14 protein-coding genes are annotated in these 13,359 nt (G+C 66.4%); 8 read left to right on the top strand and 6 right to left on the bottom strand.

Annotated elements, in window-relative coordinates:
* A partial coding sequence (locus QOI01_RS00415; protein WP_526377540.1) for a sigma-70 family RNA polymerase sigma factor occupies nucleotides 1-219 on the top strand: 219 nt, incomplete at its 5' end.
* 183 nt (nucleotides 220-402) lie between these two features.
* Entirely contained in the window at nucleotides 403-1,092 is a 690-nt protein-coding gene (locus tag QOI01_RS00410) for an iron-dependent transcriptional repressor DtxR (protein WP_526377538.1), read from the top strand.
* Here QOI01_RS00410 and QOI01_RS00405 read toward each other — a convergent pair.
* Nucleotides 1,089-2,138: a DUF4192 family protein gene (locus tag QOI01_RS00405; protein ID WP_526377536.1), complete on the bottom strand. Its 1,050-nt coding sequence runs from the start codon at nucleotides 2,136-2,138 to the stop codon at nucleotides 1,089-1,091. The genes QOI01_RS00410 and QOI01_RS00405 overlap by 4 nt on opposite strands.
* Before the next feature lie 209 nt (nucleotides 2,139-2,347).
* Between QOI01_RS00405 and sthA the strand changes: the two genes are divergently transcribed.
* On the top strand, nucleotides 2,348-3,754 hold the full coding sequence (gene sthA / locus QOI01_RS00400) for a Si-specific NAD(P)(+) transhydrogenase (RefSeq protein WP_526377542.1): 1,407 nt from the start codon (nucleotides 2,348-2,350) through the stop codon (nucleotides 3,752-3,754).
* On the opposite strand, the gene QOI01_RS00395 is transcribed toward sthA, so the two are convergent.
* Complete coding sequence (locus tag QOI01_RS00395; RefSeq protein WP_526377534.1) at nucleotides 3,755-4,552, bottom strand: trypsin-like serine peptidase; 798 nt, start codon at nucleotides 4,550-4,552, stop codon at nucleotides 3,755-3,757.
* Between the two features lie 147 nt (nucleotides 4,553-4,699).
* Here QOI01_RS00395 and QOI01_RS00390 point away from each other — a divergent pair, with 147 nt between their 5' ends.
* The 3 genes from QOI01_RS00390 to QOI01_RS00380 are packed head-to-tail and all read left to right on the top strand — an operon-like array spanning nucleotide 4,700 to nucleotide 7,490.
* Nucleotides 4,700-5,686, top strand: a complete 987-nt coding sequence (locus QOI01_RS00390; RefSeq protein WP_526377532.1) for a proteasome assembly chaperone family protein — start codon at nucleotides 4,700-4,702, stop codon at nucleotides 5,684-5,686.
* A 38-nt stretch (nucleotides 5,687-5,724) separates the two neighbouring features.
* A complete protein-coding gene (locus QOI01_RS00385; protein WP_526377530.1) occupies nucleotides 5,725-6,747 on the top strand; it encodes an alpha/beta fold hydrolase in 1,023 nt (340 codons plus the stop codon).
* A 44-nt stretch (nucleotides 6,748-6,791) separates the two neighbouring features.
* Nucleotides 6,792-7,490: a PhzF family protein gene (locus QOI01_RS00380; protein ID WP_526377528.1), complete on the top strand. Its 699-nt coding sequence runs from the start codon at nucleotides 6,792-6,794 to the stop codon at nucleotides 7,488-7,490.
* 4 nt (nucleotides 7,491-7,494) lie between these two features.
* On the opposite strand, the gene nrdR is transcribed toward QOI01_RS00380, so the two are convergent.
* Both nrdR and QOI01_RS00370 read right to left on the bottom strand, forming a co-directional pair.
* Complete coding sequence (gene nrdR, locus QOI01_RS00375) at nucleotides 7,495-7,956, bottom strand: transcriptional regulator NrdR (RefSeq protein ID WP_526377526.1); 462 nt, start codon at nucleotides 7,954-7,956, stop codon at nucleotides 7,495-7,497.
* Nucleotides 7,957-8,042: 86 nt separating this feature from the next.
* Nucleotides 8,043-8,504, bottom strand: a complete 462-nt coding sequence (locus tag QOI01_RS00370; RefSeq protein WP_526377524.1) for a LysM peptidoglycan-binding domain-containing protein — start codon at nucleotides 8,502-8,504, stop codon at nucleotides 8,043-8,045.
* A 199-nt stretch (nucleotides 8,505-8,703) separates the two neighbouring features.
* On the opposite strand from QOI01_RS00370, the gene lexA reads away from it, so the two are divergent.
* Nucleotides 8,704-9,372: a transcriptional repressor LexA gene (lexA, locus tag QOI01_RS00365; protein WP_526377522.1), complete on the top strand. Its 669-nt coding sequence runs from the start codon at nucleotides 8,704-8,706 to the stop codon at nucleotides 9,370-9,372.
* An 8-nt stretch (nucleotides 9,373-9,380) separates the two neighbouring features.
* Here lexA and QOI01_RS00360 read toward each other — a convergent pair whose 3' ends face one another.
* Complete coding sequence (locus tag QOI01_RS00360) at nucleotides 9,381-11,348, bottom strand: LGFP repeat-containing protein (protein ID WP_526377520.1); 1,968 nt, start codon at nucleotides 11,346-11,348, stop codon at nucleotides 9,381-9,383.
* Between the two features lie 123 nt (nucleotides 11,349-11,471).
* Nucleotides 11,472-12,632 (bottom strand): acyl-CoA dehydrogenase family protein, encoded by a 1,161-nt coding sequence (locus tag QOI01_RS00355; protein ID WP_526377518.1) that lies wholly within the window; start codon nucleotides 12,630-12,632, stop codon nucleotides 11,472-11,474.
* A 137-nt stretch (nucleotides 12,633-12,769) separates the two neighbouring features.
* On the opposite strand from QOI01_RS00355, the gene QOI01_RS00350 reads away from it, so the two are divergent.
* The coding region (locus QOI01_RS00350) for a molybdopterin-dependent oxidoreductase (protein ID WP_526377516.1) at nucleotides 12,770-13,359 on the top strand (590 nt) is incomplete at its 3' end.

Here is a 13,359-nt window from a genome sequence, read left to right as displayed (position 1 = left end):
CACACCGACATCCGACACGTGCTCGCCACACTCGACGAGCGCGAGCAACAGGTGATCAGGCTGCGGTTCGGGCTGGACGACGGACAGCCTCGCACCCTGGACCAGATCGGAAAGCTGTTCGGGCTGTCGCGCGAGCGGGTTCGCCAGATCGAGCGGGAGGTCATGGCCAAGCTGCGCCAGGGCGAGCGTGCCGAGCGGTTGCGCTCCTATGCCAGCTAGGACCTCTTAGACCAACCCCCGTGTGATGCCCGCCGCGCCCGCGGCGGGCATCACCTCTTTGCCAAGCGGCGTCGATTTTGGGGTGACTCAGGTCGCGGCAGGGTTCACACTGTGTCGCCACTATGTTGCGGCCCAGTTCAGGCGGCATCACCGGTAGACTCGGGACGCAATGGAGGGCGGCCAATGAACGATCTGATCGATACCACCGAGATGTACCTGCGGACGATCTATGACCTCGAAGAAGAGGGCGTCGTGCCCCTGCGTGCCCGGATCGCAGAACGCCTCGAGCAGAGCGGCCCGACGGTCAGTCAGACCGTGTCACGCATGGAGCGCGATGGACTTCTGCACGTGGCAGGTGACCGGCACCTCGAACTCACCGACAAGGGCCGCGCACTGGCCGTGTCCGTGATGCGCAAGCACCGGCTCGCCGAGCGACTCCTCGTCGACGTCATCGGCCTTCCGTGGGAGGAAGTTCACGCCGAGGCGTGCCGCTGGGAGCACGTCATGAGCGAGGACGTTGAACGCCGTCTGGTCCAGGTTCTCGACAACCCGACCACTTCTCCGTTCGGAAACCCCATCCCCGGCCTTTCGGAACTCGGTGTCACGCTGTCCGACTCGGACGACGTCAGCCTGGTCCGGCTCACCGAACTGCCGTCGGGTTTCCCCGTCGCGGTCCGGGTGCGCCAGCTCACCGAACACGTGCAGGGTGACGTCGAACTGATCGGTCGCCTCAAGGATGCCGGCGTAGTGCCCAACGCGCGCGTGACCGTTCAGGTCGGCGAGCAGGGCAGCGTGCTGATCGTGATCCCCGGCCACGAGCAGGTCGAACTTCCCCACCACATGGCACACGCCGTGAGAGTCGAGAAGGTCTAACCAGCCCGCCTGCCCAATCCGAGGCGCGGCGGCAGCCGTACCCCGAGCCGTTTGGCCAATCGATAGCCGGTCTGCGCCAGCTCCCGTATCTGATCGGGCCCCATGCCCGACTGCAACGCCTGGTCGAGCATGCCCGCCATGCGATGGTTCGGGTCGCTGCGTAGGGCAGCGTCCAGAGACACCCCCGCCAGCGGTCCGTCACCGCGTGCATATGCCGAAAAGCCAAGTAGCACCAGCGCTTCGCTACGCCATGGATCGGGCAGCGTGCGCGCCAGCAGCGCCCACAGCGACTCGGCGCGGCCGGCCTCGCGTCCCACTGCAAGCGCGTACAACGTGTCGCGGACCCGGGGATCGGTGATACCGCACCCCAGCCTGACCACGTCGTCGTCGGTGGGGGCCAGCCCCTCGGCCACCCCACGGGACACGTTCAAGGCGTGCTCGACGTCGCCGCGGACGTCCTCGTCGGGCCGCAGCTCCCCGTCGTGCTCGGCGCGCTCCATCGCCGGTCGCAGCGCCGCCGTGCGGTCAGGATCGGCGACGGCGATCACGTCCAGCAGGTCGGCACGACGGCCGTAGAGCCGACGCCCGTCGAGTACCGCGGCCGCGGCCATGGGGGACGACATGGGGTCCTCGATCGTCCCCGTTCTGGAGTAGTCGCCCTGGCAGTGCCAACGTCCGCCTGCCTCCAGCCTGTCCACCACGTAGGAGGCGAGCAGCTCGATGCCATGGGCTTCCAGCGCGTCGTCCAGGGCCGCCGCCAGCTCACGGTGTTCGTCCAGGCACATCCGGCACGAAGCGCCGTCCTCGTCGACGATCACCGCGATGGCCTCGTCGGGACCGCTGGCCGCAGCCACTTCCGCCATGTGCTCGACCGTCTCGAGTAGTTCCGCCGAGAGGTCGACGCGCATGACGCAGCCCAGCTCACCGTGCTCCACGGTGACGAGAACCAGGGATTTCTCAGGCACGAAGCCGAGTACCGCGGGCACCGCGGCAATCAACGTGGCGGGCCGGTTGAGGTGAAAGTCGGATGCTCTGAAGGTCGTCATGAGCAGAACTTCGCAGGCGTCGGTGTCGGAGCTCTCCCGGCGACCTGCCGGCGACCTCGACGGCACGACGTTCTGTGGATGAACCGTCCTCTGGGGATGAAGACGTTGGGGCGAGCGAAGCGACGGAGGTGGCACGTGTTCACGCGCTATTGACGTGCCCGGCATGCAAGATCAGTCCAACCGGCGTAGACCTTTCATCCATGGGTTCCATGCAGGAGTACGACCTCGTCGTCATCGGCTCCGGTCCCGGCGGGCAGAAGGCCGCCATCGCGGCCGCCAAGCTCGGCAAGTCCGTCGCCATCATCGAGCGCGGACTCATGCTCGGTGGGGTCTGCGTGAACACCGGGACGATCCCGTCGAAGACGTTGCGCGAGGCCGTCGTCTACCTCACCGGCATGAGCCAGCGCGAGCTGTACGGCGCCAGCTATCGCGTCAAGGAGAAGATCACCCCCGCCGACCTGCTCGCCCGCACCCAGCACGTCATAGGCAAGGAGATCGACGTCGTCCGCTCCCAGCTGATGCGCAACCGCGTCGAGCTCTACGTCGGGCACGCCCGGTTCACCGACGCGCACACACTTCAGGTGGAGGACCCCAACCGCTCCGAGAGCATCGCAGTGACCGGCCGCAACGTCGTCATCGCGACTGGCACCAAGCCGCTGCGCCCGGCGGGCGTGGAGTTCGACGACTCGCGGGTGCTCGACTCCGACGGGATCCTGGACCTCAAGACCATTCCCACGTCGATGGTCGTCGTCGGCGCAGGCGTGATCGGCATCGAATACGCGTCGATGTTCGCCGCTCTGGGCACCAAGGTGACGGTCGTGGAGAAGCGCCCCACGATGCTGGACTTCTGCGACCCGGAGATCGTCGAGGCCCTGCGCTTCCACCTGCGTGACCTTGCGGTCACCTTCCGCTTCGGCGAGGAGGTCACCGCCGTGGACGTCGGCGCCTCCGGCACCGTGACCACCCTTGCCAGCGGCAAGCAGATCCCCGCCGACACCGTGATGTACTCCGCCGGGCGTCAGGGCCAGACCGAACACCTCGACCTCGAGGCCGCCGGACTGGAGGCCGACAACCGGGGCCGGATCTTCGTCGACGACAACTATCAGACCAAGGTCGACCACATCTATGCGGTCGGTGACGTGATCGGATTTCCCGCGCTGGCCGCGACGTCGATGGACCAGGGCAGGCTGGCCGCCTATCACGCCTTCGGCGAGCCCTGCAAGGGCATGACGGAGCTCCAGCCCATCGGCATCTACTCAATTCCGGAGGTGTCCTACGTCGGCGCCACCGAGGTCGACCTGACCAAGGACTCGATCCCGTATGAGGTCGGGGTGTCGCGCTACCGGGAACTGGCCCGCGGTCAGATTGCCGGCGACTCTTACGGCATGCTCAAGCTCCTGGTGTCGACCGAGGACCTCAAGCTTCTCGGCGTGCATATCTTCGGCACCAACGCCACCGAGATGGTGCACATCGGCCAGGCCGTCATGGGCTGCGGTGGCACCGTCGAATACCTGGTCGACGCGGTCTTCAACTACCCCACGTTCTCCGAGGCCTACAAGGTCGCCGCGCTGGACGTGATGAACAAGCTGCGCGCGCTGAGCCAGTTTCGGGCCTGATCAACAGTCGGCCTCCAACGCCGCAGGCGCCGCGTCGCCGGCTCCTCCAGCCTCGGCTCGCGCCATCAACTCCTTGACGGCACCGTCGAAGGGCGGGGCGTAGGAGACGTTCTCCTGGCAACCGCCGCCCTCCAGCCCGCCTGTGATCCCGACCACGGTGAGGCCCGCGAGCCAGGGTGCTCCGCTGGTGCCGTCGACCAGGCCCGCACACCGCAACATCGGGTATCCGCGCTCGCGGGCAGCCATCCGAGCGGTGCATCCGATGGGATCTCCCCCGACGCCCAGGGCGTAGCCCGTCACGACGACGTCCGTTCCGGCCGCCGGACTCGAACCGAGCGCGAATCCCCCGCCGACCGCAGCTTCCACCGATGCCCCGCCCTCACGGCTCACCCTGGCGATCGCGAAATCGGCCAGCGGATCCTGATCGGAAACCCACCGTGGATCGAGGTAGACCTCGTCGATGTGCCAGTAGTCTTGCGGCTCAGCACTTTTGGCGAACGCCGGGACGAACGACGCGTCGATGCCGGTGATCATGCAGTGGGCCGCGGTGAGGACCAGGTCACCCGTTGCGGAGTGCAGAACCGAACCGGTGCACGTGTGCAACGACTGGCCACCAAGGAAGATCGCACCCACCCGCGGGTCTGGGTTCACCGGATCCGCCGTCACCGTGGGCGCCTGCGACGCCGTGAGGCGTGAGGACGATGCGGACCGCGACGTCGCCCGCGCTGCCAGATGCTCGCCACAGGACATCGACATGACCAGCACTGCAGCGAGCAGAACGACCCCGGCACCGCGCATGAGCACCGATCTTGCCCGATTACACTGTGTGCGGCAGTGCGCCACGGAATGCACTTGCCGTGGCCGAGTGTTCCACCGTTGAGTGGGGCCGTGCTGGCAGAAACCTCGAAGTGCGGGACACTAGACGTCACGAGGAGGCGAGGCAGAATGGCCGATCACTCAGATAGCCCAGAACAGCACTACCAACCCGAACAGACGGGGATCTACGAGCTGGAGTTCCCCGCACCCCAGCTGTCGTCGGACGACGGGCGCGGCCCGGTCATGATTCACGCGCTCGAGGGCTTCTCCGACGCCGGCCACGCCATCAAGCTCGCCGCCACGCATCTCAAGGACACCCTCGACACCGAACTGGTGGCCTCATTCGCGATCGACGAACTGCTGGACTATCGGTCCCGCAGGCCCCTCATGACATTCAAGACCGATCACTTCACTCACTACGACGATCCCGAGCTCAACCTCTACTCGCTGCACGACAGCGTCGGCACCCCGTTCCTGCTCCTGGCCGGCCTCGAGCCCGATCTGAGGTGGGAGCGGTTCATCACTGCAGTGCGACTGCTCGCCGAGCGGCTCGGGGTGCGCCAGGTCATTGGTCTCGGCACGATCCCCATGGCGGTGCCGCACACCCGTCCCGTAACCATGACGGCGCACTCGAACGACAAGGAGCTGATCGCCGACCACCAGCCGTGGGTGGGCGAGGTTCAGGTGCCCGCCAGCGTGTCGAATCTGCTCGAGTACCGGATGACACAGCACGGCCACGACGCGGTCGGTTTCACCGTGCACGTGCCCCACTACCTCGCACAGACGGACTATCCGCCGGCCGCAGAGGCATTGCTGGCACAGGTCGCCAAGACCGGTTCGCTGCGGCTTCCCCTCGGAGCGCTCGGCGAGGCCAGCATCCAGGTGCACACGAAGATCAACGAGCAGGTGTCCTCCAGTGACGAAGTCGCTCAAGTGGTGACGGCGCTGGAGCGCCAGTACGATGCGTTCGTCGCTGCCCAAGAGAATCGATCCCTGCTGGCGCGTGACGAGGACCTGCCGAGTGGCGAGGAGCTCGGTGCCGAATTCGAGCGGTTCCTCGCCGAGCAGACCGGCGACGACTCCGGAGGCAGGGACGGCAACACAGGGTTTGACTAGGCCGCCCTAACCCGGGCCCGACGACGGAGTTGGTGATCGTGACTGAGCGAAAGCCCAATTTGCGACCCGTGCGCGAGCTCACCCCGACGCTGCACTACCGGACCATCCACGGGTATCGGCGTGCGTTTCGGATCGCCGGATCCGGTCCGGCCATCCTGCTGATCCACGGCATCGGTGACAATTCCACGACGTGGAGCACCGTGCAGAGCAAGCTCGCGCAGCGATTCACCGTCATCGCCCCGGACCTCCTCGGCCATGGCAAGTCGGACAAGCCGCGCGCGGACTACTCGGTCGCCGCCTACGCCAACGGCATGCGCGACCTGCTCAGTGTGCTCGACATCGAGCGCGTCACCGTCGTCGGGCACTCACTCGGTGGTGGGGTGGCCATGCAATTCGCCTACCAGTTCCCACAATTGGTGGACCGACTGATCCTCATCGGATCGGGTGGGGTAACCAAGGACGTCAACGTCGCACTGCGGATCGCATCCATGCCCTTCGGCAGCGAGGCGCTGGCCTTGCTGCGGCTACCCATGGTTCTTCCCGCCTTGCAGATGATCGGCCGCGTCGGTGGCACGTTGTTCGGATCCACCGGGGTTGGTCGCGACATCCCCGACGTCCTGCGGATTCTGGCCGATCTCCCCGAGCCGACGGCGTCGTCGGCCTTCGCCCGCACGCTCCGCGCGGTGGTCGACTGGCGTGGTCAGGTGGTCACCATGCTGGACCGATGTTATTTGACCGAATCCGTTCCAGTGCAATTGATTTGGGGCTCCCGGGATTCCGTGATCCCGGTGAGCCATGCACGCATGGCTCATGCAGCGATGCCAGGCGCACAACTCGAAGTCTTCGAAGGTTCCGGCCACTTTCCCTTCCACGACGATCCCGACCGCTTCGTCGAGATCGTCGAGAAGTTCATCGGCTCCACCGACCCCGCCGTCTACGACCAGGACCTACTGCGCAATCTGTTGCGCGCCGGCGTCAGCGAGAACGGGCTCACGGGCACGATCGGCACCCGCGTCGCGGGGCTCGACGCGATGGGTGCCGACGAGCGCAGCGCCACCTGAGGCTGCCAGACGGCACCTCCCCCGACACCACGTAGCATCGGGGCATGGCCTTGGACGTGACAGTGCTTCGGGTGTTCACCGACGCGAACGGCGACTACGGAAACCCCCTCGGCGTCGTCGACGCCAACCTCGCGAAGCCGGCCGACAGGCAGCGGATCGCCACCGAATTGGGTTATAGCGAAACGATTTTCATCAACCAGCCCGAACCGGGGACCAGCACCGCCGCTGCGAATATCTTCACTCCCGCCACGGAACTGCCGTTCGCCGGGCATCCCTCCGTCGGCGCGTCCTGGTGGCTCAAGGAGCGCGGTACCCCGGTCAAGACGTTGCGCGTTCCCGCGGGCGTCGTACAGGTCGAATACGTCCAGCAACCGGACGGCGAGTTCACGGTGATCAGTGCGCGCGCGGAGTGGGCGCCCGACTTCTCGATCTATGATCTCGGGTCGGTCCAGGATGTCCTGAATGCCGATCCCGACGACTACGGTGACAACGCCGAGCACTACGTCTGGGCGTGGATCGATGAGTCCGCGGGCTCGATCCGATCCCGACTGTTCGCCAGCCACCTGGGGATTCCAGAGGACGAGGCGACCGGTGCGGGAGCGGTTCGCATGACCGAGCACCTCAGCCGTGACCTGGCGATCACGCAGGGCAAGGGGTCTCAGCTCCGCACCACCTGGAGCGCCGACGGCTGGGTGAAGCTCGCGGGACGCGTCGTCGATGACGGTATCCGTCAGATCGACTGATCGGTCAGGCCGAGGACACACCACGGTGGGCGCGCAGCGCCTCGATTTCGCGCTCGAAGTCGTCGGCCGACGAGAAGGACCGGTACACGGACGCGAACCGCAGGTACGCAACCTCGTCAAGATCGCGAAGTGGGCCGAGGATGGCCAAGCCGACCTCGTTGCTGGGCACCTCGGGTGAGCCCGCCGCCCGCACGGCATCCTCGACCTGCTGGGCCAACAGGTTCAGGGCGTCGTCGTCGACCTGACGACCCTGACAAGCCCGGCGGACACCCATGATGACCTTTTCCCGGCTGAACGGCTCGGTAACGCCACTACGCTTGACGACCGCCAGCACCGCGGTCTCCACCGTGGTGAACCTGCGCCCGCACTCGGGACAGGATCGGCGGCGTCGAATCGCCTGACCCTCATCGGCCTCACGAGAGTCGACCACCCTCGAATCGGGGTGACGACAGAACGGACAGTGCATCTCCGCTCCTTCGCCGCGAGCACGTATGTCGGTCGCATACGAGCGTACCGTTGCACGGCAGCGGGTTTCACGGCGCATGCCGGGGATCAGCCGACCGGTGCGATGAGGGTCTGTCCGGCGTCGACTGCGGCCGAGCGGAGTTCGTTGAGATCCCGGATCTGCGCGACGACGGAGCGGACCGGCGCGTCCGGCGCCACCCGCTGCGCGAGCTGCTCCAGAGACTCACCCGTCTGTACTTGAACGACGGCCAAGCGCGCCGATGCCGGCGTTGCAGGCGACTCCGATGCCGCACCCACCTGGGCGACCAGACCGAGCCACACCGTGATGGCGGCCGCGACGAGTGCCATCACCACGGTGGCCATGGGGGTTACGGGCCTGCGCCGGTGCGATGCGCGCGACATGAGCACCCCCGTGCCGCGATAGTGCAGCGGAGCGCCGGCCGGGCGGTGCGACTGAGGGCCGCGCCGGGAGCCGGGAGCCGACCGCCGCACCGGCCGCATGGGACGCAAGACGAGGTCGGTGGGGTCTTCGCGGGTGATGATCGCCATCTCGTGGGCCTTTCCGGTGAGGACTTGTTCGCTCTTGTGTTCGAATGCTAATCGCTCAAGTGTTCGATTACTAGAACACGTGATCGAACTGTTGCAAACGGTAACTCGCCCCACCGACAAGTCCGGGCGATCGGAGATCCGACGACACGCGTCGAACACATGTTTGATTCTGCCGCCGCAGGGGACTACATTCGGCGCCATGAGTGACACCCGCGACACGGTCCTAACTGAACGTCAACGCACGATTCTGGACGTCATCCGGAGTTCGGTCACCACCCGTGGATATCCGCCGAGCATCCGTGAGATCGGAGACGCGGTGGGCTTGACGTCGACCTCGTCGGTCGCACACCAGCTCCGTACGCTCGAGCGCAAGGGCTACCTGCGCCGCGACCCGAATCGACCGCGCGCGGTCGACGTCAGGACGCCCGACGATCCGTCGAGGCAGCCGGCACCCACCGTCACCACGGACGTCGCGGGGTCGGACGCGTTGCCACAGCCGACGTTCGTGCCCGTGCTGGGACGTATCGCGGCCGGCGGTCCGATCCTCGCCGAGGAAGCCGTTGAGGACGTTTTCCCGCTGCCGAAGGAGCTCGTCGGCGAGGGATCGCTGTTCCTGCTGAAGGTCGTTGGTGAGTCCATGATCGATGCGGCGATCTGCGATGGCGACTGGGTCGTGATCCGTCAGCAGAACGTGGCCGACAACGGCGACATCGTGGCGGCGATGATCGATGGCGAGGCCACCGTGAAGACGTTCAAGCGCACTGGTAGCCAGGTGTGGCTCATGCCGCACAACCCGGCGTTCGACCCGATACCGGGCAATGAGGCGGCCATCCTCGGCAAGGTCGTCACCGTCATCCGCAAGATCTGACGACCCGTCTAGCCCTTGGTGAATCCGTTCGTCAGCGCGAATTCTTCACTGGCGAACCATAGCTCTGCGCGCGCATCGTCATAGCGATCGCTGCCGGGAGTCCAATACACGCCTGACTTCGTGTCGGCCTTGACTGGGTAACCCGGCGGCGGATTGAACGGACCTTCGCTCGCCAGCCGCAGTGACGTCTCCGCGGTCACCGGTTCGTCGAGCTGAATCGCAGCATGGCGACCGCTCGGCGGACCACTGTCCGGTTCCGGTTCCGGTTCCGGCTCGGGTTCGGGTTCGGGTTCGGGTTTTTCGTCCGAGTCGTCGCGGGGCGGTTCGTTGTGATCCGAGAACCACGCGCTCTCGGGTTCGTCGTGCACTTTGGCGATGGGCGTCGGCGCGGTATCGATCGCGTCCTGATCGGAGGCCAGATCCGCCGTGAAGTCCTCGGGTCCGCCGCGGACGGTGGCGTTGGGGTCGCCGGCAGCCATCGCCCAGCTACGCTCATTGCCGGCCGCGCCGCCGTCTCCGTCGTCATTGCGCGGAATCGGACCGGAGTCGAACTCGGGGTCGAACTCGGGGTCGTCGTCGTAGTCGCCCTCGTCGTCGAAGCCGTCCAACGGGGCGCGGTCGTCGTGCCGCCGCCGATTCAGAAGGACCGCGGCGGCCAGCACCCCGACGAGCACGAGGACGGGCACGACTCCCAGCAGCCACCACCAGTTCGGGCGGAACCACTTCGAACCACCGTCAGCGGGGGCTGCGGCTGCCGGAGCCTTTGGGACGTCGCGTCCCGGCACCTGTAACCCGGTCAATTGTGAGGCCAGACCCGACGGTTCGGTGGTGAACTGGTTGGTGGTCTTGTTCCAGGAGATCGCACCTCCGTTGAACTTCTGGGTGACGACGTCGCCGTTGACGGTCTGTTCGGCGGTTGGGGCGCCGAGGTCACCGGTCGCTCCGCCGAGTTTCGACCAGGCCGCATTCATCGCACCGCGCACGATGACGGCGCCGAAGTCTGGAGTCCAGAAGATCGCCGGATGGTCGGCAGCGGCGAACGTCGCGATCTCGCTTGCCGGTGCAATGCCACCGTCTTTCTCGTCACTGGCCGGGAAGCCGAGATCCCCCTGTGGGCCTCCGACACTCTCGTACTTCGCCAGCAGCTGGCCGGTCAGCACGTTCGCCCCGGTGGCGGGACTGTAGAAGATCTTGCCGCCTGCGAAGTTCTGCCCGGTCCCGTCGGCGCCGATCGCGTACTGCCCGCCATCGGCAGCGCCGAGCGGTCCGAGTGGTCCACCCGCGGCCCGCCGTGCGGCGTCGATGGCCGAGGTGACGTCACCGGGGATCTCGAGCCCCGCGAGCTGATCGGCCAACTCCGGCGGGGTGGTCGTGAACGCATTCGTCTTCCGGTTCCACGTCACCTGGCCGCCGGAGAAGGACTGGCTGACCTCGTCGCCGGTGTAGACCTCGTCGTCCGTCGGGACACCGAGGATGCCTGCGGAACCCCCGAGCTTGTCCCAGGCGGCGTTGATGGCACCCCTGACCACCCGCGCATCAGTGTCCGGCGTCCAGAAGATCACCGGTCGGTCCGCCGCGCTGAACGTGCTGTTGCGGCTACCAGGAGCCTTCCCATCACCCTCGTCGATGGTCGGGAAGCCGAGGTCGCTGTCAGCCGGACCGCCCAGCGACTGGTATTTGTCGAGGATCAGCCCCGCCATCGCGTGGGCTCCGGTGTCCGGGGTGAAGAAGATGATCCCGCCTGCGAAGTTCTGGCCGAAGCCCGCCCCCACCGGATAGACGCCGCCGTCCTTGATTCCGAGCGGCCCGGTGGGTCCGCCGCCGGCGTCCCATGCCGCGGTGATGGCTGCGTCGGCATCGCCGTCGGGCGTCGCCCATGCGGCGGGCGCGACAAGCAGGGCGGCGGCCACCAGGGCGACCAACCCGACGGTGGCGCGTCCAGTGGCCGTGCTCAGCCGGGTTCGAAGCCCCGTCATTACTTCCTCCCACGAGCTGTGGCGGACTCCCTTGAGTTCCGCGTGCGTCAACTCTGCGTCAGTTGACGTCCATCTTGAGGGATATCCAGCCCGTCCGAGGAAAGTGTCGTGCGGACGGGCTGCCTAAACGCCGAGGCTTCTGCCGATGATTTCCTTCATGATCTCCGTCGTTCCCCCGTAGATCGTTTGAATGCGGGAGTCGAGGAACGCCCGTGCGACCGGGTATTCGCGCATGTAGCCGTAGCCGCCGTGCAGTTGCAGGCAGCGATCGTTCAGTCGAACCTGCGCCTCGGTGGAATACCACTTGGCCATCGCCGCCTGTTCGGCGGTGAGCTTCTCCTCGAGGTGCAGTTCGAGGAACTCGTCGACCATCATCCGCACCACGGTTGCCTCGGTGGACAACTCGGCCAGCGTGAAGCGGGTGTTCTGGAAGCTTCCGATCGGCTTGCCGAACGCCTTGCGATCCTTGGTGTACTGCAGTGTCTGCTCCAGCACCGCCTCCATGCCCGCGGCCGCCATCACCGCGATGCTGATGCGTTCCTGCGGCAGGTTCTGCATCAGGTAGACGAAGCCCGAGCCCTCCTCGCCGAGCAGGTTCTCCGCGGGCACCTTCACGTCCGCGAAGGACAGCTCCGCGGTGTCCTGGGCGTCGAGCCCGATCTTGTCCAGATGGCGGCCGCGCTCGAAACCCTCCATCCCTCGCTCCACGACCAGCAGCGAGAAGCCCAGAGCCCCCTTGTCGGGATCGGTGCACGCCACGACGATCACCAGGTCTGCGTTGATGCCGTTGGTGATGAACGTCTTCGAGCCGTTGAGCACCCAGCTGCCGTCGTCCTGCTTGACGGCGCGAGTCTTGATGCCCTGCAGGTCACTGCCGGTGCCTGGTTCCGTCATCGCGATCGCGGTGATGAGCTCCCCCGAACAGAAACCGGGCAGCCAACGCTGCTTCTGCTCCTCTGTCGCCAGTCGCAACAGGTAGGGCGCGATGATGTCGTTCTGTAGGGGAAACCCTAGACCGCTGTAGCGGCGGGCCGTGGTCTCCTCGGTGATGACGACGTTGTAGCGGAAGTCGTCATTACCGCCACCGCCGTACTCCTCCGGCACTGCCATCCCGAGGAAGCCTTGCTTGCCTGCCTCGAGCCAGACTCCGCGGTCGACGATCTTGTCCCTCTCCCACTGCTCGTGGAACGGGGCCACGTGACGCTCGAGAAAGCCTCGGTAGGACTCGCGGAAGAGTTCGTGCTCGGGTTCGAAGAGGGTGCGGTCGTACTTGATGGCGCCCATGGATGACCTCCGGATCGGCGAAGCGGGATTTGCCGACGACCATATACCAGCCAACCGGATGGTTGGGCATCCAGAGGGCCTCTCCGGCGCGATTGCCCGAGACCCTGGGCGAGCTCGACAGCCCTAGAATCAACGCAATGCCGAAGCCTTCGACGTCGCTCACGCACTGGGGAGCCTTCACCGCCGACGTTCGCGACGGTGACATCGCGTCCGTCCGGCCGTTCAACGGTGACGCCGACCCGTCACCCCTGCTCGGCAACCTGCCCGGTTCGATCAAGCATCAGTCGAGAATCCAGACTCCCGCGATCCGCCGCGGCTGGCTCGACGATGGTCCGGGCCCCACGGGCCGCCGTGGCTCCGACGAGTTCGTCGCCGTGTCGTGGGAAGAACTTACCGAACTGCTCGCCGACGAGCTGCGCCGCGTCGTCGACACCCACGGAAACGAGGCCATCTACGGCGGTTCGTACGGGTGGGCCAGCGCTGGTCGCTTCCACCACGCCCAGAGCCAGGTGCACCGATTCCTGAAACTCCTTGGCGGCTATACCTTTTCGCGGCACTCCTACAGCCTCGGCGCCACCGGGGTCATCATGCCCCGGGTCGTCGGCACTCACGACGACCTGTTCAAGCGTTCCACGGCGTGGAACGTCATCGCCGAGAACACCGAACTGGTGGTGTGTTTCGGCGGCGTCGGCGTGAAGAACTCGGCAGTGAACCCCGGTGGCACCAC

The sequence above is a fragment of the Mycobacterium sp. genome (genome assembly GCF_032162605.1).
Lineage (GTDB): Bacteria > Actinomycetota > Actinomycetes > Mycobacteriales > Mycobacteriaceae > Mycobacterium.
The sequence above is the reverse complement of the archived record's forward strand: the minus strand, read 5'-3'. Positions and strand labels throughout refer to the sequence as shown.